This is a genomic window from Nostoc sp. C110 (genome assembly GCF_043099725.1).
Classification (GTDB): Bacteria; Cyanobacteriota; Cyanobacteriia; order Cyanobacteriales; family Nostocaceae; genus Nostoc; species Nostoc muscorum_A.
Genome location: NZ_CP171148.1, coordinates 2,917,323 through 2,935,610 on the forward strand (window position 1 = coordinate 2,917,323; position 18,288 = coordinate 2,935,610).

At 40.3% G+C, this 18,288-nt stretch carries 25 protein-coding genes; 7 read left to right on the forward strand and 18 right to left on the reverse strand.

Annotation, left to right across the window (positions count from 1 at the left end; translation table 11 throughout):
* Nucleotides 1-15: 15 nt before the first annotated feature.
* The 4 genes from ACFFRD_RS17995 to ACFFRD_RS18010 all read right to left on the reverse strand — a co-directional run bounded on the left by ACFFRD_RS17995 (nt 16) and on the right by ACFFRD_RS18010 (nt 2,542).
* A complete protein-coding gene (locus ACFFRD_RS17995) occupies nt 16-861 on the reverse strand; it encodes a NifU family protein (RefSeq protein WP_392482603.1) in 846 nt (281 codons plus the stop codon).
* 70 nt (nt 862-931) lie between these two features.
* On the reverse strand, nt 932-1,156 hold the full coding sequence (locus ACFFRD_RS18000) for a hypothetical protein (RefSeq protein ID WP_392482604.1): 225 nt from the start codon (nt 1,154-1,156) through the stop codon (nt 932-934).
* An 8-nt stretch (nt 1,157-1,164) separates the two neighbouring features.
* Entirely contained in the window at nt 1,165-1,431 is a 267-nt protein-coding gene (locus ACFFRD_RS18005) for a hypothetical protein (protein WP_179071784.1), read from the reverse strand.
* Nucleotides 1,432-1,573: 142 nt separating this feature from the next.
* Nucleotides 1,574-2,542, reverse strand: coding sequence for a hypothetical protein (locus ACFFRD_RS18010; protein WP_392482605.1), 969 nt, complete (start codon nt 2,540-2,542; stop codon nt 1,574-1,576).
* A gap of 815 nt (nt 2,543-3,357) precedes the next feature.
* Here ACFFRD_RS18010 and ACFFRD_RS18015 point away from each other — a divergent pair.
* From ACFFRD_RS18015 to ACFFRD_RS18030, 4 genes are all read left to right on the forward strand, one after another.
* Nucleotides 3,358-4,320, forward strand: coding sequence for a hydrogenase small subunit (locus tag ACFFRD_RS18015; RefSeq protein WP_179071786.1), 963 nt, complete (start codon nt 3,358-3,360; stop codon nt 4,318-4,320).
* A 475-nt stretch (nt 4,321-4,795) separates the two neighbouring features.
* The gene (locus ACFFRD_RS18020) at nt 4,796-6,391 is read left to right on the forward strand and encodes a nickel-dependent hydrogenase large subunit (protein WP_392482606.1); all 1,596 of its coding nucleotides are present in this window, start codon (nt 4,796-4,798) and stop codon (nt 6,389-6,391) included.
* A 120-nt stretch (nt 6,392-6,511) separates the two neighbouring features.
* Nucleotides 6,512-6,751 (forward strand): antitoxin family protein, encoded by a 240-nt coding sequence (locus ACFFRD_RS18025; RefSeq protein WP_114083644.1) that lies wholly within the window; start codon nt 6,512-6,514, stop codon nt 6,749-6,751.
* Nucleotides 6,748-7,143 carry a type II toxin-antitoxin system VapC family toxin gene (locus tag ACFFRD_RS18030; RefSeq protein ID WP_179071789.1) on the forward strand — a complete coding sequence of 132 codons (396 nt, stop codon included), beginning with the start codon at nt 6,748-6,750 and terminating at the stop codon, nt 7,141-7,143. The genes ACFFRD_RS18025 and ACFFRD_RS18030 overlap by 4 nt, the downstream gene beginning before the upstream one ends.
* Nucleotides 7,144-7,308: 165 nt before the next feature.
* On the opposite strand, the gene ACFFRD_RS18035 is transcribed toward ACFFRD_RS18030, so the two are convergent.
* Nucleotides 7,309-7,518 (reverse strand): type II toxin-antitoxin system HicB family antitoxin, encoded by a 210-nt coding sequence (locus ACFFRD_RS18035; RefSeq protein WP_392482607.1) that lies wholly within the window; start codon nt 7,516-7,518, stop codon nt 7,309-7,311.
* Nucleotides 7,519-7,598: 80 nt separating this feature from the next.
* Complete coding sequence (locus ACFFRD_RS18040; RefSeq protein WP_392482608.1) at nt 7,599-8,270, reverse strand: DUF1294 domain-containing protein; 672 nt, start codon at nt 8,268-8,270, stop codon at nt 7,599-7,601.
* A 285-nt stretch (nt 8,271-8,555) separates the two neighbouring features.
* Here ACFFRD_RS18040 and ACFFRD_RS18045 point away from each other — a divergent pair, with 285 nt between their 5' ends.
* Both ACFFRD_RS18045 and ACFFRD_RS18050 read left to right on the forward strand, forming a co-directional pair.
* The gene (locus tag ACFFRD_RS18045; RefSeq protein WP_392482609.1) at nt 8,556-8,978 is read left to right on the forward strand and encodes a hypothetical protein; all 423 of its coding nucleotides are present in this window, start codon (nt 8,556-8,558) and stop codon (nt 8,976-8,978) included.
* Between the two features lie 145 nt (nt 8,979-9,123).
* Entirely contained in the window at nt 9,124-9,597 is a 474-nt protein-coding gene (locus ACFFRD_RS18050) for a hydrogenase maturation protease (RefSeq protein ID WP_392483101.1), read from the forward strand.
* 19 nt (nt 9,598-9,616) lie between these two features.
* Here ACFFRD_RS18050 and ACFFRD_RS18055 read toward each other — a convergent pair whose 3' ends face one another.
* From ACFFRD_RS18055 to ACFFRD_RS18065, 3 genes are read right to left on the reverse strand one after another with little or no spacing between them, the layout of a single operon-like run.
* The gene (locus ACFFRD_RS18055; RefSeq protein WP_179071795.1) at nt 9,617-9,991 is read right to left on the reverse strand and encodes a hypothetical protein; all 375 of its coding nucleotides are present in this window, start codon (nt 9,989-9,991) and stop codon (nt 9,617-9,619) included.
* Between the two features lie 18 nt (nt 9,992-10,009).
* Entirely contained in the window at nt 10,010-11,296 is a 1,287-nt protein-coding gene (locus ACFFRD_RS18060) for a SagB/ThcOx family dehydrogenase (RefSeq protein WP_392482610.1), read from the reverse strand.
* Nucleotides 11,271-11,747: an ankyrin repeat domain-containing protein gene (locus ACFFRD_RS18065; protein ID WP_179071797.1), complete on the reverse strand. Its 477-nt coding sequence runs from the start codon at nt 11,745-11,747 to the stop codon at nt 11,271-11,273. Before ACFFRD_RS18065 ends, ACFFRD_RS18060 begins: the two co-directional genes overlap by 26 nt.
* A gap of 628 nt (nt 11,748-12,375) precedes the next feature.
* Between ACFFRD_RS18065 and ACFFRD_RS18070 the strand changes: the two genes are divergently transcribed.
* Complete coding sequence (locus ACFFRD_RS18070; protein ID WP_392482611.1) at nt 12,376-12,585, forward strand: molybdopterin-binding protein; 210 nt, start codon at nt 12,376-12,378, stop codon at nt 12,583-12,585.
* A gap of 270 nt (nt 12,586-12,855) precedes the next feature.
* On the opposite strand, the gene ACFFRD_RS18075 is transcribed toward ACFFRD_RS18070, so the two are convergent.
* The 9 genes from ACFFRD_RS18075 to nifN form a co-directional block, all read right to left on the reverse strand.
* A complete protein-coding gene (locus ACFFRD_RS18075; protein WP_392482612.1) occupies nt 12,856-13,107 on the reverse strand; it encodes a FeoA family protein in 252 nt (83 codons plus the stop codon).
* Between the two features lie 103 nt (nt 13,108-13,210).
* Nucleotides 13,211-13,510 (reverse strand): 2Fe-2S iron-sulfur cluster-binding protein, encoded by a 300-nt coding sequence (locus tag ACFFRD_RS18080; protein ID WP_069069799.1) that lies wholly within the window; start codon nt 13,508-13,510, stop codon nt 13,211-13,213.
* A gap of 265 nt (nt 13,511-13,775) precedes the next feature.
* Nucleotides 13,776-14,147, reverse strand: a complete 372-nt coding sequence (locus ACFFRD_RS18085) for an iron-sulfur cluster assembly accessory protein (RefSeq protein ID WP_012407189.1) — start codon at nt 14,145-14,147, stop codon at nt 13,776-13,778.
* Between the two features lie 118 nt (nt 14,148-14,265).
* Nucleotides 14,266-15,075, reverse strand: coding sequence for a HesA/MoeB/ThiF family protein (locus ACFFRD_RS18090; RefSeq protein WP_114083654.1), 810 nt, complete (start codon nt 15,073-15,075; stop codon nt 14,266-14,268).
* Nucleotides 15,076-15,085: 10 nt separating this feature from the next.
* A complete protein-coding gene (nifW, locus tag ACFFRD_RS18095) occupies nt 15,086-15,403 on the reverse strand; it encodes a nitrogenase-stabilizing/protective protein NifW (protein ID WP_193947837.1) in 318 nt (105 codons plus the stop codon).
* The gene (locus ACFFRD_RS18100) at nt 15,400-15,600 is read right to left on the reverse strand and encodes a CCE_0567 family metalloprotein (RefSeq protein ID WP_114083656.1); all 201 of its coding nucleotides are present in this window, start codon (nt 15,598-15,600) and stop codon (nt 15,400-15,402) included. The genes nifW and ACFFRD_RS18100 overlap by 4 nt, the downstream gene beginning before the upstream one ends.
* A 77-nt stretch (nt 15,601-15,677) precedes the next feature.
* Complete coding sequence (locus tag ACFFRD_RS18105) at nt 15,678-16,154, reverse strand: NifX-associated nitrogen fixation protein (protein ID WP_100900532.1); 477 nt, start codon at nt 16,152-16,154, stop codon at nt 15,678-15,680.
* A complete protein-coding gene (gene nifX, locus ACFFRD_RS18110) occupies nt 16,151-16,564 on the reverse strand; it encodes a nitrogen fixation protein NifX (RefSeq protein ID WP_179071803.1) in 414 nt (137 codons plus the stop codon). The genes ACFFRD_RS18105 and nifX overlap by 4 nt, the downstream gene beginning before the upstream one ends.
* Nucleotides 16,565-16,832: 268 nt before the next feature.
* Entirely contained in the window at nt 16,833-18,170 is a 1,338-nt protein-coding gene (gene nifN, locus ACFFRD_RS18115; protein ID WP_392482614.1) for a nitrogenase iron-molybdenum cofactor biosynthesis protein NifN, read from the reverse strand.
* Between the last annotated feature and the right edge of the window lie 118 nt (nt 18,171-18,288).

Consider the following 18,288-nt stretch of genomic DNA (forward strand, 5'->3'; position numbering starts at 1 on the left):
CTTACCTTCGCATGATCATTTTTGTAGTTTCACAAAAACCTTATCGTCTTTAACTTTGACTGGATACGACTGAAGCGAAACATCAGGCACGGTTAAGCATTTACCTGTCTCTAATTTGTACTGGAATCCGTGGGCAGGACAGGTAATAATACCATTTTCAACTTTACCTTTTTCTAAGGGAGATCCTAGATGGGTACAAGCATTACGGTAACATTTAACTGTAACGCCTTGACGATGTAAAATTAGTGAAGTACCAGCAAGTTGTACTGCGACTACACTAAATTCAGGAACTTCATCAAGGGTCGCTACTTTCATCCACGTACAAGTTATTTTTGCAGAGAATGGACTGATTAAACCAGAATTCGCGTTCTTAACAGCAGGGCTATTATTGACTGCAACAACTTTAGTAATTTCAGGACAATGGTTTTTTATTGCCTGTTCTACTCCCTGAGATAAAGTCAAGGTAGAAGCCGGACAACTGCTGCAAGTTCCGATTAATTTGACTTCTACTGTATCTGGGGGCTTAATTGCTACTAGTTCTACATCACCATCATGGCTTTTTAAACCTGGGCGAACTTCTTCAAGGGCTGTTTCAATTCGCTGTGCTAATGGTGGTTTTGGTGGTTTGACTAACTCGTGATACAGTAGCACTGCATACACTAATTCATCTGCAACAGCATGACGCAAAGCTGGCATTGACTCTTGTTTTAGGCTTTTAATCAAATTAGTCAATGCAGCTTTATGCAAAGCTTCAATTGCTCTTTTTAGACCTACTGCTACACACCGTTGGCTTTCATCCCACTCGGATATAATTGCCTCAAAACGATTAATTTCCTGAATTAATTCTTCAAGATTTGTCATTGGTCATTTGTCATTTGTCATTCGTCATTCGTCATTGGGCATTGGGCATTGATTGTTTATCAATGACAATTCACTTCGTTTTAAAATCTTTGAAGAGAAACGGCATAATCATGCCTGTCACTAAGCTAGATAATATGATTGGTAAGTAGAAGGGAATGGGGGCTTGGGCAAGTAACACTAGCAGTGAAAAACCTACGGCAATACCAATAGTAGTTTGCTTGAGAAAAAATATTGGATTGCGTATTAGCTTTCCTTTAAAAAATAACTTGGCAGATAACCATCCGATCTCTAACATATTTTCTCCTAATAATTTGTCAAGAAGTTTAAAGCAACAAGCCCTAGGAAGATGGCAGGAATTACACCCGCAGGGGCAAATAATGCACCAAGCATTGCTGAAAGTTGATATCCTATATCTTTACCAGCTAATAGCATTCCACCAATTGCACCGCCAACCATAGCTAAGGCGGTTGCTATAATTAGCCAGACCAATTCTGTTGCTATGTTAAGATCGCCATCTGCTAAACTTGTGAGAAAATTTATCAGATTTGGTGTTGTTAAAATGTCTCTCATGCTGTTTTTTCCTCGTTGTTTAAGTAAAGAGTTAAGAATCAATTTAGATCCATAACCAATACGCTTGGGTTTTTAAGACGCGATAAATCGCCGTCTCTACAAGGGTTTTGGTTTTATCTGAACTGTATTGAACCCATAACTCCTAACCCTTCATTTCTGCTTCTACATCTTGTAATGCTTGGACTACTACCTCTGCTTGTGCAATTTGTTGGTATTCCGTAAATATTTCTAAAGCACTTTGATAGTAGATACGGGCTTGCAAAAGATTTTGAGGATTACCAGCTTCTGGCTTTTCGGGGTCGTCTGGTAAGTTGAATAGGGCGTTGGCTTTGTTGGAAATTGTGTTAGCGTACTCTAGGGGTGTATCTTTGGGATTACGCACTTTTAGCGCTTCGTCATAAGCTGCGATCGCACGTAAGTTATTCTCGACAGGATGGGAACTCACTAAATATTGCAAAGCGTTACCCAAATTATTTTGCAACATCGCATATTCTCTGGGATGATCGATCAGATTAATATGCTTTAGCGCCACCTCAAATGATTGCACAGCTAACCCTTGACGCAAGTATTCCCGTTCTGATGCTAGGGGCATAGAAAGGTAAGCGATCGCAATATTGTTATACAATATCGCGTATTCTTGGGGGTAATCTTCCCAAGTGAACACCCGCAAAGCCTCATGATAAGCCTGGATGCTGTCGGTTATTCGCGCCAAATTGAATGGCACTAACGACTGCAACACCAGCCCAAAATTCATCTGCGTTTCTGCCACTTCTTCTGGCAAAGCTAATTGTTGTAAAATCGGTAATGCCTCTTCATAACCGACTTTAGCTTGCATCAACAGTTGGTAATCAGCATCCGGTATTGCCTGTAACGTCCCCGCCATGCCCACTTTGGCCCTGGCTTTCAATAAGGGATACTCCTCACCACACATCTCATAGGCCCGGTAATATAAACCAACTGCATTCCGCAAGTCTTGGGCAGCTTTGGGCTTTTTTTGAAAACCCTGTGCTATCTCAATCAGCATTTGGATTTTTTCTTCTGCTGAAGCTGACTCCGATGCAACAGCTGCTACCGCAGCCTTCACTGCTGAATCTGTAATGCTGGGGGTCATAACTCTGCCGTACTCTAGCCAATTGGGAATTGAGTCCAACACCCATGAATAATCGAAACACGTGATCGCATTTCATCACGGGCCATACTGATTTACGCAGGCTTTGAGTCCTTTAGGCGGAATTCCCCTTTTGTCTGAAACTAGAGGCTAGGGATTAATGATGCTAGGGACTAGGAAAATTTTCCCAATACCTAATACCTAATCCTCAATCCCCTAAATTGAGTGAATCAATTTTTTTACTATAAAACACTCTATTTCTAAAATTCTAGGGGGAAATTGCCAATATTAATGTCAGCTTTAAACACCTTATATTTTGATAAGGTGTTCTGTATCATGACCTAACACAACGCAGTTCTTCTATATTGAATTGATAACATTTTATATATTTAAGACCTAACTTTGTTATCAAAATATAACTATTGACTTTGAACTTAAAAATAAATTTATTTACTATTTACCTTTTTTGGCTAGTAGTGATATTTCTTAACTTACAAGACTTTCACCTTTAAAATATTAGCCCATTTATATATAAAAGTTGAGCTTACTACTCTCTCAAAATGATTTAAAACAGCTATCTAAAATCAGTGTGCTTCGTTTATTATTCAAGTTCTAGTGAAAAATTATGTTCTTGCTACAACCTTGTAAGCAATCTTAAGTACATTTAAATTCTTAGCAATGATTAATTTTTATTTAACAAAAGATAATTCAATGGAAAATCCACTAATATAAATAAATAAATATTGATAAATACGTGAGACTCTACAAGCATTATTTACTAAGTCACGTATCGCAAACAATACAAAAACACCTAGCCGATGACTAATGTACTATGGCTACAAGGTGGTGCTTGTTCAGGCAACACCATGTCATTTCTCAATGCTGAAGAACCGACAGTCTGCGATTTAATTGCCGACTTTGGCATCAATATACTTTGGCATCCTTCCTTGGGGCTGGAACTAGGCAACGATTTACAAACACTGCTACGAAATTGTATTTCTGGCACAATTCCTTTAGATATCTTGGTATTTGAAGGCAGTGTTGTTAATGCCCCCAACGGTACTGGCGAATGGAATCGCTTTGCCGATCGCGCCATGAAAGATTGGTTAGCAGACCTTGCCAAAGTTGCTAAATTTATCGTCGCGGTAGGAGACTGTGCGACATGGGGAGGAATTCCCGCCATGTCACCCAACCCCAGCGAATCAGAAGGTTTGCAATTTCTCAAACGTCAAGAAGGCGGTTTTTTAGGGAAAGATTTCGTATCGCAAGCCGGATTACCCGTAATTAATATACCAGGATGTCCCGCCCATCCCGACTGGATTACGCAGATATTAGTTGCGATCGCTACTGGACGCATAGCAGACATTGCTTTCGATGAACTAAATCGTCCCCAAACTTTCTTCAACACCTATACCCAAACAGGTTGTACCCGTAACGTCCACTTTGCTTACAAAGCCTCAACCGCCGAATTTGGTCAGCGTAAAGGTTGCCTATTTTATGACTTGGGTTGTCGCGGCCCCATGACTCATTCTTCCTGCAACCGCATCTTATGGAACCGCGTTTCATCCAAAACTCGCGCCGGAATGCCATGTTTAGGTTGCACAGAACCAGAATTTCCCTTCTTTGACCTCAAACCAGGAACTGTATTCAAAACTCAAACAGTAATGGGAGTTCCCAAAGAATTACCGCCAGGAGTCAACAAAAAAGACTACGCCTTACTCACAATGGTCGCCAAAGACGCAGCACCACCTTGGGCAGAAGAAGACTTTTTTACAGTTTAGTCATTTGTCATTTGTCCTTTGTCATTTGTGAAAAACTAATGACTAATGACTAATGATTAATAGAACTCTTGCATAAATCCTTAAAACCCCACCCCAACCCTCCCCTTGGTAAGGGGAGGGAGTAAACTTAGCTCAATTTCGCCCCTTTATAAGGGGGGATTAAGGGCAGGGCTGTTTCATTCCCTAAAGAGCGCTAAATATCAAGGGTTCTAGCGATTTAAAATTGATTATTTTGTTACCAGCGTGCCAAGAAAATGAACAATTTTACTGTTGTTCAAGTGCTTAAAAGTTCATCTTCTCGTCACCCTCACTTACAATTTTCTCGCTAACCATCTTGACAAATCCTGTTTGAAATGGAATGAAACAGCCCTGGGATTAAGGGGGGTCTATTAATATTTGTGCAAGAGTTCTAATGACCAATGACCAATGACCAATGACCAATGACTAATGACCAATGACAAAGGACAAATGACAAATGACAATTCAATCATTAGATATATCGCCCGTCGGTAGAGTTGAAGGCGATTTAGATGTCCGAGTTGATATTGAACACGGAAGAGTAGTCAACGCCTGGACACACGCTGAATTATTTCGCGGATTTGAAGTTATCCTACGCGGTAAAGACCCCCAAGCCGGATTAATTGTCACGCCTCGCATTTGCGGAATTTGCGGCGGTTCTCACCTGACATCTGCATCTTGGGCATTAGATACAGCTTGGGAAACAGAAGTTCCCCGCAATGCAATTTTAGCCAGAAATCTTGGTCAAATTGTCGAGACAATTCAAAGCATCCCCCGCTACTTTTATGGTTTGTTTGCCATTGATTTAACAAACAGAAAATACCGCAATAGTCGCTTTTATGAAGAAGCTACCAGACGCTTTGCCGCCTTCACAGGCAAATCTTATGAACTAGGCATAACAATTTCCGCTAAACCCGTAGAAATTTATGCACTATTGGGCGGACAATGGCCCCATTCCAGCTACATGGTTCCGGGTGGCGTGATGTGCGCCCCAACCTTAACAGACATTACCCGCGCTTGGGCGATTCTCGAATACTTCCGCACCAATTGGTTAGAACCAGTGTGGTTAGGTTGTTCATTAGAACGCTATGAACAAATCCAAACTTATGATGACTTTAGAGATTGGTTAGATGAAGACCGAAATCATCGAGATTCCGACTTAGGTTTTTATTGGCGCATGGGTTTAGATATCGGTTTAGATAGATATGGCGCTGGTGTTGGTAAATATGTGACTTGGGGATATTTAGCCCATGAAGATAAATACCAAAAGCCGACTATTGAAGGGCGAAATGCGGCGATGATCATGAAAAGTGGAGTGTACGACAGCTTCGCAGACACTCATGTTTTAATGGATCAGTCATTTACCCGCGAGAATACAACTCACTCCTGGTACGATGAAGGGACAGCAGATATTCACCCTAGCGATCGCACCACTAAACCCACTGCAATCAATACCAAAGACTTCGATAACGCTTACTCTTGGTCGAGTGCAGTCCTTCACAAAGACTTCGGACGCTTGGAAACTGGCCCTTTAGCGCGTCAATTAGTAGCTGGTGGTCAACATGGCGAATCTTGGCAACATTACGACCCCTTCATCCTCGATGTCTTCAAACGAATGGGTGGTGCTAGTATTCATGTGCGTCAGTTAGCACGAGTTCACGAACTGGTCAAGTTATATCGTCAAGCTGAACACTGCTTACGCGAATTCAAATTAAACGACCCTTGGTATATCAAACCCAAAGAAAAAGATGGACGCGGTTGGGGTGCAACGGAAGCAGCGCGGGGTTCCTTATCTCACTGGGTGGAAATAGAGGGCGGTAAGATTAAGAACTACCAAGTTATTGCCCCAGGTACTTGGAATATTGGCCCTCGTGACGGTGAAGGAATCCGGGGCCCCATTGAAGAAGCGTTAATTGGGACACCCATTTACGATTCTAGCGATCCAGTGGAAGTTGGTCATGTGGCGCGATCGTTTGATTCATGTTTGGTGTGTACAGTTCACGCCCATGATGCGAAAACTGGTGAAGAGTTAGCGCGTTTTCGTACCGCTTAAAAGATGCTAATTTCTAATAGCTAATGGCTAATTATTTTTCAGTTAGTCATTAGCTATGTTTTTTACTATGTTAGATATTATGCCATGATTAGAAATAGCTATGGCATGAGGGAAAAGTTTATGACTATAACTATAGAAGCTGTTTATGAACAGGGTGTACTGAGGTTATTACAGCCGATTCCATTAGCCGAAGGAACTCGTGTTGAAGTCACTGTGATTTCAACTGAGGCTAAACCTCAAAACAAAACTCCTAGAGAGATTTTGGCACAAATTGCAGCCATGCCCTTAGAAGTAAGCAATGATAAATTTTCTGGTCGAGATCATGACACTATTCTTTATCCTCCCCATAGTGCAACATGATCTTTGTAGATACCAGCGCCTGGTTTGCTAGTATTGTTCCTTCCGATACTGAGCATCAGGCAGCGTCTTCATGGGTTAATCAAAATATTCAGCCATTGCTAACAACAGATTACGTTGTCGATGAAACCTTGACCCTTTTGAGAACCCGTGGAGAAACGTTGAGGGCAATCAGCTTGGGAGAGGCATTCTTTTCAGATAATTTGACGACCATTTATTACCTGACAGAAGAGGATATTCAACAAACTTGGCAGGTTTTCCGTCAGTTTTCAGATAAAAACTGGAGTTTCACGGACTGCGCCAGTCGGGTTGTGATGAATAAACTCCATTTAACTCAGGCATTCACTTTTGATCATCACTTTCGTCAATTTGGGTTCGTGAATGTTGTACCTTGAGAGTTGTGCGATCGCGTAGCGTGCCGGAGGCAATCGCCCAAAAGACATAATTCGTAACTGGTATGACAGTTTGTGTGAGCCTTTCTGACGTACCTCCACAAACCCAAGGCTCTCCAATATTCGTACAACTTATAGAGGTTTCAGAATAGGAATATTACTCATGGTCTACTGAACCACAATCTGTTGTATACCAACAAACTCTGTCTCGAATACCAGATCCTCTTCCTCTAGAAGCATCTCAATAACTTCACGCAAATTTTCCTGCAATTCATCCAAGGTTTCACCTTGAGAATGCGCTCCAGGAAAGCCAGGGACATAGCCAACATAGAACTTAGTATCAGGATCTCTTTCAACGATCGCAGTAAAAGTTTTCATATCATAATCATGGACAACACTCACTTACAGCTTACTGGATTGGTCATCGAACTGAGCGATCTATGACAATCAGACTAAACTTACTTACCCCTAGAAGCAATACTGAAAAACAGATTTATCAACGTTTTACCAAAAAATAGCCAATCTAACCAAAATACGATGTGAAGAATTGCTATCACCCAAAATACAACTTGATAAGAAACTTTGCTGCTTTTGTGATGTAGCTTCTGTTGAGCAACAAATGCACCTAACCAACCACCTATAAATTCGCATAGATGTAAAGTATTTTCTTGCGTTCTCCATCGTCCTTGTTGTGCGCGAGACTTATCATCGGCATATAGTCCAAAGGTAATGAAACTCATGACAGGATAAAGAATTAGTGGAATTGGGTTGCCAGTTGTTAGTGCAAGATGGATTGAACCTAACCCCGGTAGTAAAGATAGAAGTAATGTCTTTAATGCTAATGATGTAGATTTGTCTACAGTTCTGGATATAGACTTCTTTGGTGCAGCAGAAGGTGAGGACTTTAATGTAACTCCTTTGATTGAAGCATTAAAAGCGCGTACCTTGCCATCTTTACTAGCTGTCAGTTGATAACAAACAAAATCACCGACTTGGGGACGACGGTTAACCTCTTTCAATGCTGTAATGTGTAGAAAGACTTCTTGGCTACCATCATCGGGTTGTATGAAACCAAACCCGCGATCGTCCTTCCATGTGATTAGTTGCCCTTTATGTAAAGCAGGTTTCATGAACAAATTATATATTTATACCTGTCTTCTAGTGTGCCTTTGTCTACACAAATAGACAACACCAAAAATGCGTAGGCGTAGCCCGGCGGAGACATCGCTCCATCAACTCTTTTAACTGAGGAGTGAGGAGTGGGGAAAATGAGGGATAAATAACCTATTCCTAATGTCCTATTCCCAATGCCTGATATTCAAAACTCGTAGCGTACCACACTAAAACTTATAGAAATAGTGGGTTAGGCTTGCCTTAATGCATTTGCATAAAACAGCAATTTACACGGTAAGCTTGTGTCTGATTTAGCGCTACATAATTATCTCCCTCGCGTTCCTGATGCAGCATTGCAAGAATACATAGAATGGTGTGTTTTAGAGCAAGCTCAAGCCGCAGAATGTAACTTTACTCCTGATAAAAGTAAGTTAGATAATTTGCCACCAGAAGACTATGTTCCTAAACTTGTCGAGCAGTTCATGAAAGTTAAACCAGACCCAATTAAAGCCGGTTTGGTGGCTGCGATCGCAGGTAAAGAAGCTGACAAACACGCTTTATCCGGTTTAGCGATCGCGGCTGATTTTGTATCTCTTTATGTCAAGTATTTAATTCCTAAAGAGGGAAGTACTAAAGAACAGGCTGAAGAGATATTAACTCAAGCATCACAACATCAGTACGAGAAACTGACTGAAGTTGCCAAAAAACATGGTGTAGAGTTCTAGTTTTCTGCTGATAAATTATTTTTCAGAGGCTTTGTCTATATTATTAGTCAAAGCCTCTGTTTCAGTCACTACTGTTTATCTGATCTACAGTCTACTCGATACCAGTACTCATACATTGATTCATACAAGTAATCGTCATTATTCGATGCTAACTATTATTGGTTGTGGAAATCTCAATCGCAATGACGACGCAGTAGGCGTAATCATTGCCCAACGCTTACAAAAATATCTAGCTGAAAACCCTCACCCTCATGTGCGAGTTTATGACTGTGGCACCGCAGGGATGGAAGTAATGTTTCAAGCTAGAGGTAGTAAACAATTAGTAATTATTGATGCAAGTTCAACTGGTTCAGAACCGGGTGCTGTGTTTAAAGTTCCAGGAAAAGAACTGGAAGCGTTGCCAGAACCTAGTTATAACTTGCACGATTTTCGCTGGGATAATGCTTTAGCCGCCGGACGGAAAATCTTTCAAAATGACTTTCCTGAAGATGTCACAGTTTATTTAATTGAGGCTGCAAATCTTGCTTTGGGGCTGGAATTAAGTCCTGTTGTCAAACATTCTGCTGATTTAGTTTTTGAAGAGGTAGCTGCACTTATCAAACAGAATATCAACTTTTAATTAACAATCCAAAATTGAATCAAGCCCAATCCCGATAAACAGAAAGTTCATCTACCCTCATTTCAAAAGGTATGCCTTGACTTTCTGGCGGACAAACACGGATTTTAGCACTGTTAACAATTCCATATAGCAATGTCCCCATTGGCACAATTTTTTGTAAAACACGCCAATTAATAACTTGATCGGGACATTCAATTACCAATGTCAGAGCATTGGCATGGGTTGTGACATACCACCGGCAATCAGACAGCAGATTTTGAATATTGCGATCGCAAGCGTCATAAAAGTATCTACTAATAGAATCCTCTAATTGCTGTCGCAGTATAATATCTGCCGATGTTGGTTGCATAGGATGTGAGTCATCACTATTAAAGTAATACATATTTCTAGCCATCTCTCTTTAGCTTCCTACTTATCTTCCAATCACCATTCCATAAAGTACATCTTTATTTGTCTCTAATAATTCCTGGGTTTCATCATCATAATAAGCACCAATACCACTACACTGAATTCCCAAATAATTACTAGTTAAATAAAGTCTCTGTCCCAGAAAACCAGCTATTTGCATAGCAGTTTGATAGTTTAAATAATCTGACACAAAAAATAAAGTTACAGCGCTATCTTTAGCAATAGCCTGATTAATACATAAGTAACCTGTCTTTTCACTAAAATTACCTGTCTTAACCAGATACGTACCTTTATATAACCCAGGTGTCATTCCCTCTACTCGATGCACGACTGAGTAAATTTCTATTTCCTCATAGTTTTCTGTCGGTATTGACTGTTGAAGTTGTTGCACTACATATAAATAATCTTCTTGAGAAATAAACTCTTTCCGGAAACGTCTAATAGAACGTCTATCCCAAACAACTTGAGAAAATTTCTCTTTGTCGAAGTCAAATTGAGGATATTCTAATTGCTGCTGGCGGCTATTTTGTAGAGTAGTTGCTTGATAGCCATCTTCAATAAATTGATTGGATTCAAAATAATCAGTACCAGAAACAAAAGGAACTTTCAGCCTTAATCGTCTGATTTTTTTATCTTGTACTTCTCCTGACATCGCACAAGCAGTAATAAACTCTTTATTCTCAAATCCCAAATCTGAATTGAGAGCAAGTTTATCAAAGTCGAAAATTAGTTGTATATCTCGGTTGTGGAGAAAAGCTGAAGCTGCGATCGCACCTAAATGGTGTCCGCTATCTAAAAAGCAATATCTTATGCTTCTATTTTGATATTTCCAGCTAGACCTATAATAAACACAACTAATTAAAAAGATGAATCCGTTGATACATTTACCCGGTATAATATAATTCTCTAACCCATCATCGATTAATTCATAGATGAGAGTTAGACAATTATTCTCAACTTCTAGATGGTATATACCATCTATCATTCCCTCAATCCCACGAACCTGTACGTAAACTTCTGTAGGATACAGAGCGCCTGCTGATGGATTCACTCGCAGTTTATAAGGGCCATCTTTATATACTTTTTCTAGTGTTATTGCACTGGTTAACGAGATAAAAGAATGAACAGGATTATTGAGATTTAATTTTACTCTCCGATAAAACTTTGGATAAACTTTAAATGCAGATGGCTGTGTTGAGGCATCTACATAATTTGGATCGATTTGTACCGATAAGTAAGAATGCTTGGTAGCTTCATGATAAGCTTTACCCGATATCTGACTTGATGGCATTTTTAAGTATCCTTAAAACTTCTACATTACTGGCAAAATCTATAGCTTTATAGTCGTCTAAGTTTTTCAAATATAAGTTAGGATGATGTTGTAAAAGTAACTTGACGACTTCTGTTTTTCCGGCTGATGCTGCATACATTAAAACGGTTGCACCGTTATCATTTTGGTTATCAATATTAATGTTGACAGCCAAAAGTAAATTAATTAACTCGTAGTGATTACCAAAGCAAGCAAACCACAAAGCATTGTTGCGATCGCTATTTCGAGCGTTGATATCCGCACCTGCATCAATTAGTTCTTTGACGACTGCATACACTCCCTCTCTTGTGGCTTTCATCAAAGCTGTATCGCCATTTTCCCCTAGCTGATTTAAATCCCCAGGGTTATAGCCTTTTGCTATTAGCCATTGAGTTGTTGCTTCACTCAAATCTTGTCTGTTTAATTGACTCATAATTATTCTTTCAACGTCACACAATTAAGTATTTTTCAAGCATAAAATTGCTTGGAAAACTTAATGGTGGGCATTACCCACCATTATTTTAAAATCTTATACGAGTAGCTAAAGTCCAGTTGTTTGCCAAAGCAACTTTGCTAGGTATTCAAAAGTTTCGTAAAACAAAAAAATCTTTCCCCACTACCTACTCTCTGCCCTCACCCAGGAATTTGATTTTGGTTTGCTTTAGTACTAAGTTAACTAGCAACAATTTAGCTTAGTTATATATTATCACTCTGATAAGTTTGAATTATGAATCATTTATAAAGATCCCTAGATATATCTATAAAAAATATTTAAAAACAATTAAAATGCAGTATTTTTTACAATCTGATTTCATTATCTAGACTAATAGTAAATAGATTTTTGCGTAAGTTCCCCTAGTTTTAACAATGGTCTAAAGCACATTGTTTTGCTAAAATTTGATGCCACATTTACATTGAATATTGTGTTTAATAAATCTGAATTATGATGTTGAGATTTACTTTCTACATCTGAGACTTATTAAGAAATTTAAAACATTTTCTTTTTTCAAGCCAAATTTGCTAGCTTGTTTAAGTATAAATAAGTAAAAAACAGACGAAACATGGAAATTAGCGCTCGTAATTCTCTCAAAGGTATTGTAAAAAAAGTTGTGCCTGGTACAGTTAACACTGAGATAATTTTAGAAATTGCACCAGGAGTAGAGTTAGTGTCAATAATCACAAAATCATCAGCAGAAAAGCTGGGACTTACAGAAGGCAAGGAGGCTTATGCCGTGATTAAATCATCAGATGTGATAGTTGCTGTTGAGTAAAAATAGGCAAGTTGCCTTTTATTGCAAGCGGCTCTATCACTAATATCGAATTGCATTTATATCTCTCAATTTAATGACCTCACTCCTTGAATTAATTAATACAGGAGTGAGGTAAATTTAATTCGTAATGACGCTCTCTACGAGACACTGCGCTAACGCGGACTCGCTACCGCTACGCTAACGTAATTCGTAATTGCTATGTATGGTCTTAATTACGAAGTCAAAAACTTTTGTTAAAAAAGATATTATTTATTGTATATTTTAATTAGTTTAATTATCAGTAATGCGGACATAAACAGCTTGGATGCTTTTTGTGTCTAGTGCTAAAGATGTGTTTTCTATTTTAATAAGGAATGATGGAAAGTTTTGTTCTAAAGTAATAATTGTTCCTGGAGTTATCCCTATTGATATCAGTCTGTTTAAGATGTTTTCATCCTGACTTTTACAGAAGGTGACGATTCCTCGCTCTCCTGTTCTCAATAATTCTAATGAACAGCCAGTTACACTAAAGGGGGTAAACATTTGAATTATAAATTAAGAATTTTGAAGGAAAGAAGGAAGTATATTTTCATCCTTCATCCTTCATTTTTCTTTGGTCGCTAAAGGCAGAAACCAAAGTAATACTTTATACGAGATACGCTTCTTGATGTGTTTTGATTGTGCAATTAGAACGAGGATAAGTTACACAAAGTAGAGCGTATCCTTTAGAAACCTGATCATCATCTAAAAAGTTTTGATCGTCTTGATTAACTTCACCTTCGACAACTTTACCAACACAGCTAGAGCAGGAACCTGCATGACATGAAAAGGGCAACTCAATACCATTCTCTTCTGCTGCTTCCAAGATTGTCGTCTCTTCGTCAACTTCAATTGTGGTGTCGATGTCTTCTTTTTTGTTGATTAATCTAACTTGGTAGGAAGCCATTTTCCGATTCTCCTCAAACGTTATACAGTTGGTTTAATTTCCGAAGTTTTTGAGCAACCTATCCTACTTTTTGCTTCCCTCTTTCTTACGGAGATGCAAAGTTTAGTCAGCTTCTCTATAGAGGTAAGGGATGCAATGCGAACGAGAAGCTACCTCAAGGCAAGGCGATAAGCCTGCGGCATGGCAACTCTTAGAGACGCTCCGCGATCGCCTACCGCATCTATGGAAAGCCTCTACAATCAAACTTGGCACTAACGGAATGATGTTAGCTGCAAGGTACACCAGTAGGCGTGCCGTCGTCTGTTTTGAAGGACTTTCCACAACCGCAGGTATCAGTTGCATTGGGGTTGATGAATTTAAAACCGCTTTCCATCACTCCCTCAACGAAGTCAACGATAACTCCGTCTAATAACGGCGCACTTTTGGCATCAACGTAAACTACGACTTTGCCTTGGTGACTCACCAAATCATCTGGTTGGGGTTTGCTGGTGATATCGATCGCATATTCATAGCCACTGCAACCACCATCTTTTACCGAGATGCGGACACCTTTAGTTGCGCCATCAGCGTCGGGTGCTGAACCTTTGAGGAATGCTCGCAGATGGAATTCTGCTTTTTCTGATAAGATAACGGCCATGAAGTCTCCTGATTTGTAGCGATTAGTTGTTCTGATTTCAGGTGTAGGTTGTCATTTGTCAGTTGTCCTTTGTCCTTTGTTATTCACTAATGACCAATGACCAATGACTAATGACAAATTAAGTATTTTGTGCAATACCTGTGGCTGTGGGTTCCATTGAATTGGATTGTGCGTGTCTCCAAGGCGCACTATTACCGCATACAGGACAAGAGCGATCGCGATGAGAACGGCGTTTAGCAAATTCCATCCGATTTAGGTCGATTGTCAGCAATTGCGATAATAGAGGCTGACTAAACCCGGTTATCAGTTTGATAGCTTCCAGTGCTGTTAAACAAGCTAGGGTTCCAGAAACAGCGCCTAGAACTGAAAAGCCGCGCTGATCCCACTCAGGCTTTTCTGGAAACAGACAAGATAAGCAAGGAGTCACACCAGGAATAATCGTTGTCAGGTAAGCCTCCATCCCATTCATTGCAGCTTCCACCATTGGCTTACGCGATCGCACACAGGCTTCATTTAACAAATTGCGCTCTGTAAAGTTGTGGGCGCAATCAAGAGCCATATCAGCCGACTGCACTAACGAATCTACATTTTCCGGGGTGATGTAATCATGAACAATTTCCACTTGGACATCAGGATTAATCGCATCCAGAGTTTCTTTAGCTTTGAATACCCTTGGCTTACCTACCCAATCATCAGTCATAAGAACCTGACGATTCATATCATCTAGCCGCAAGTCACCACCCCGGACTAGGATTAGCCGCCCAACGCCCGCTACTGCTAAGTAAAGCGCCGCCGTACCGCCTAATCCCCCCACACCTGTAACCAAAACTGTCGCTGACTTCAGGCGTTTCTGTGCTGTTTCGCCAAAATTCGGAAGCATCATTTGGCGACGATAGCGTTCTAATTCGGTAGGCGTTAGGTTAACCAATTTATACCTCCTAATCAGAAGTGATTTCTGTCAGTGTGACTACATTTTTAGGCTTGTCGTTAAACACTTTGAACAGCTTTTGTTCATAAGCTGTCGATTCGGTAAATAACTGATAAGCTTTTTGCAAAGCCAAAGAATATTGATTTAATTTCTCTTCTTGACTCAAGTCAGGAGAATTATCATCAATTTCCTGCATGTGTTGAGAAAACTTTTTCAGAATATGTAGACGATGCACATTCACAACTTCTAAGTCGTAGGACATATTAAAGAATTGAAAAAATTCTTCTGCATCTACGAGCTTCTTGAATTCATCAATAGTTCCAGTCATTTAGCATTCTCCAATTGTTTCAGATGTTGCTTAAGTTCATCTAACTGGCGATAGATTTCATAAGTTGCGGCGGCAACATCCATAAGTTGTTTGTAATCTGTTGGCAGACCTTCAGCTAAATCATGCAGATCCATCTTCATTTGACCTGCTTTGCTGTTCAGCCGTCTGATTTTTGCTTGTATTTCCTCAATTGTCATTTGTCCTTTGTCCCTCGTCTGTTGTCATTAGTCATGTGTCTTTTACTAATGACCAATGACCAATGACCAATGACTAATTAAATTTTGCCAACTTCAGGAAAGCGCTTCGCCAAATCAAGACCTTTTTTGACGTAGTTTTCTCCCTCTTCTGCTAACTTCTCTAGCGAGTCAAAGCCAAAGCGATGAGCATCTCGCAGGGTTTTCACGGTTAGCAAAAGACGACCAGAAAAAACTAGCGCCCAGCCAAATCCTTCATGACTCAAATCAACTACAACCTGGGATATCAAACCTGTTTCTTGTTCAATACCAGCAGCTACAGCCCGAAAAAATGCCATAATCCGGGCTTGAGTTACTGCATCAACTTCGCCCTCAACGGAGATTTCCCGTTTCTTTTGTTTGGTGACAATAAAGGGTTTGAGAATCAACTCATCCGACCAAGTACGATAAACTCCATAGCTGTCTTGACCACGGATTTGTTTGATTAATACCTTCAGAAAAGGCGAGTTCAAGACTTCAGTTGTAGCGGTCCCGTTAACACTATTATTTGCGGTCATACTGTTGCTTCGTCTTCAATTTCATCAGCAAAGTTTGTAGTTTTTGGCTGTAAAGCTTTACGCAACCAAGGTGGAGGATTACCTTTGAGGGTTTTCACTAGCTTATTTAGCACTTCACTAATTTCTTCTTCTTCCGATCGCGCCTTCACTGGGGTGACACCTTTCTTGATTAACCGAGCGGCGGCACTACCACCAATTGCTGTTACATAAACAATCGTACAGTCGCCTATTGCCTGAAGTTTTGGGTTGATTTTGTCTTCATTCCCATCTTCCTTGAGTTCGCCTTCAAAATTGAGGGTTTCTACGAAGTGATATCCCTCATCGGAAATTTCGTAAACATCAATCATTTTTGCCCATCCGAAGTGAGCATTAATATGAACTCGGTCGCTCGTCGTGAAGGCTATTTTCATTGTAATTCTCCTCTCTAAAGTTTTGAATTTTGAATTGGAAAGAAGGAATTCAGGAGTCAGGAGTCAGAATTCAGAAGTAATTAGAGTTTGACTGGCAAAACTAAATCTGCATATTTATACCAGTCCTGAATCATTTGTGAAAATTTCTGTTGATTCTTTTCTCTGTGTTCTCTGCGCTTCTGCGGTTCGTTAAAACAGTCATTTTCACAACTTAGATAGAAAGCATTCTGAATTCTGGATTCTGACTCCTGAATTCTTGAAGAAAAATTCAAAACTCAGCGCTCACAATTCCGAATTCTTGGAACTGCTTAACTCTCGCTTCTTCTGCCTCTAAAAACAGGTTGCCGATGCCAAATAAAAGCTCCATCGTGCCTCGATAGCCAACTTTAGTAAATTGACCATTACCTAAGCGGTCATAAATGGGCAATCCTAAACGATAAAGAGGAATCGAGAGGCGTTTTGCGATCGCACCCACATTGGAGTTACCAATCAGCAAATCAGAACCGCCTGCTAGACTCTCAAAGTCTTCTAAGTCGCCGATGGTAATGCTTTTAACTGGGAGTTTTTCTAAGAGGTGCGATCGCGTGGTTGTCACCACTGCATGAATTTGCGCTCCCATCGATTGCAGGAAATGCACAGTTGACCACAACAAATCTGGTTCTAGTGCGAGAGAAACTCGTTTTGCACCGAAGTAAAAATGAGTGTCCAGCATCGCATCTTGCAACTGACGACGTTGGCGGCGGTATTTTTCGGGTACGCTGTTACCGCTCAGAATCGCCAATGCTTGGATAAATTCATCTACTGGTTCTAATCCCGTCAGTTCGCCAAACACTTCGTAAGGTGTGCCAAAGCGTTCTTCCAGAATCTTGGCAGCCCCCCGCATACTTTCACCCAATGCCAGGGTAAAGGCAGAACTACCTACTTCTCGTAGCTGTTTTAAGGTAGTCCCACTGACTGTAACCGCACTATAATTATCCTCTAAATGTCCATCTAGAGAAGCACCAAGGTCAGGTACAAAGATCGGCACTAATCCAAAGGATGTAATTATCTCTTTGATTTCCTGTACATCCCCAGGTGTGAAAGCAGAACCCGCCAAAACCGTGACTTGTTCAGTTCTGAGTCCACCTGCGCGAGGAATTTCCTTAACTATGCTTTCCACAGCAACAGCAAAGCCATCTTGCAACGCACCTTTAAAATCTGGGGTGGGTGCAAAAACGATCGCTAAATCATTCAATTCAGGATGGCGATCGCGGATTTCTTTAAGAAAACCTTCAATGTCATCGCCTCTAGTTTCCGTCAACCCAGTACTACATAAACCAATAATTTCTGGGTTAGCCTTTTCCACCAGAGTCAGAATTGCTTGTTCCACATTCTCTTCGCCACCCAAGATAGTAGTGACTTCCGTCATCGCTGTGGTAGCAAGGGGAATCGCTTCCCGGAAATGCCGCACGAGGACAACTTTGGCGAAAGCAGTACAACCTTGAGAACCGTGGAATAAGGGCATTGTCCCTTTTAATCCCAAAAAGGCTAAAGTTGCGCCCAAAGCTTGACTTTGCTTGAGGGGATTAACTGTCAGTGCTTTGTTAGAAGCGGTAACGATCGCCATTAAACTACCTCCTCATTTGCAAGCTCTTTACTCTGCGTTCTCTGCGCCTCTGCGGTTGAAAAATGATTTTTTTGAACCACAGAGGACGCAGTGTCCACAGAGAGAAAAAGATGAGAAT

Coding starts and splice junctions, on each gene's coding strand:
- ACFFRD_RS17995 (WP_392482603.1), bottom strand. CDS start 861: ATGACAAATCTTGAAGAATTAATTCAGGAAATTAATCGTTTTGAGGCA.
- ACFFRD_RS18000 (WP_392482604.1), bottom strand. CDS start 1,156: ATGTTAGAGATCGGATGGTTATCTGCCAAGTTATTTTTTAAAGGAAAG.
- ACFFRD_RS18005 (WP_179071784.1), bottom strand. CDS start 1,431: ATGAGAGACATTTTAACAACACCAAATCTGATAAATTTTCTCACAAGT.
- ACFFRD_RS18010 (WP_392482605.1), bottom strand. CDS start 2,542: ATGACCCCCAGCATTACAGATTCAGCAGTGAAGGCTGCGGTAGCAGCT.
- ACFFRD_RS18015 (WP_179071786.1), top strand. CDS start 3,358: ATGACTAATGTACTATGGCTACAAGGTGGTGCTTGTTCAGGCAACACC.
- ACFFRD_RS18020 (WP_392482606.1), top strand. CDS start 4,796: ATGACAATTCAATCATTAGATATATCGCCCGTCGGTAGAGTTGAAGGC.
- ACFFRD_RS18025 (WP_114083644.1), top strand. CDS start 6,512: ATGACTATAACTATAGAAGCTGTTTATGAACAGGGTGTACTGAGGTTA.
- ACFFRD_RS18030 (WP_179071789.1), top strand. CDS start 6,748: ATGATCTTTGTAGATACCAGCGCCTGGTTTGCTAGTATTGTTCCTTCC.
- ACFFRD_RS18035 (WP_392482607.1), bottom strand. CDS start 7,518: ATGAAAACTTTTACTGCGATCGTTGAAAGAGATCCTGATACTAAGTTC.
- ACFFRD_RS18040 (WP_392482608.1), bottom strand. CDS start 8,270: ATGAAACCTGCTTTACATAAAGGGCAACTAATCACATGGAAGGACGAT.
- ACFFRD_RS18050 (WP_392483101.1), top strand. CDS start 9,124: ATGCTAACTATTATTGGTTGTGGAAATCTCAATCGCAATGACGACGCA.
- ACFFRD_RS18055 (WP_179071795.1), bottom strand. CDS start 9,991: ATGGCTAGAAATATGTATTACTTTAATAGTGATGACTCACATCCTATG.
- ACFFRD_RS18060 (WP_392482610.1), bottom strand. CDS start 11,296: ATGCCATCAAGTCAGATATCGGGTAAAGCTTATCATGAAGCTACCAAG.
- ACFFRD_RS18065 (WP_179071797.1), bottom strand. CDS start 11,747: ATGAGTCAATTAAACAGACAAGATTTGAGTGAAGCAACAACTCAATGG.
- ACFFRD_RS18070 (WP_392482611.1), top strand. CDS start 12,376: ATGGAAATTAGCGCTCGTAATTCTCTCAAAGGTATTGTAAAAAAAGTT.
- ACFFRD_RS18075 (WP_392482612.1), bottom strand. CDS start 13,107: ATGTTTACCCCCTTTAGTGTAACTGGCTGTTCATTAGAATTATTGAGA.
- ACFFRD_RS18080 (WP_069069799.1), bottom strand. CDS start 13,510: ATGGCTTCCTACCAAGTTAGATTAATCAACAAAAAAGAAGACATCGAC.
- ACFFRD_RS18085 (WP_012407189.1), bottom strand. CDS start 14,147: ATGGCCGTTATCTTATCAGAAAAAGCAGAATTCCATCTGCGAGCATTC.
- nifW (WP_193947837.1), bottom strand. CDS start 15,403: ATGACTGGAACTATTGATGAATTCAAGAAGCTCGTAGATGCAGAAGAA.
- ACFFRD_RS18100 (WP_114083656.1), bottom strand. CDS start 15,600: ATGACAATTGAGGAAATACAAGCAAAAATCAGACGGCTGAACAGCAAA.
- ACFFRD_RS18105 (WP_100900532.1), bottom strand. CDS start 16,154: ATGACCGCAAATAATAGTGTTAACGGGACCGCTACAACTGAAGTCTTG.
- nifX (WP_179071803.1), bottom strand. CDS start 16,564: ATGAAAATAGCCTTCACGACGAGCGACCGAGTTCATATTAATGCTCAC.
- nifN (WP_392482614.1), bottom strand. CDS start 18,170: ATGGCGATCGTTACCGCTTCTAACAAAGCACTGACAGTTAATCCCCTC.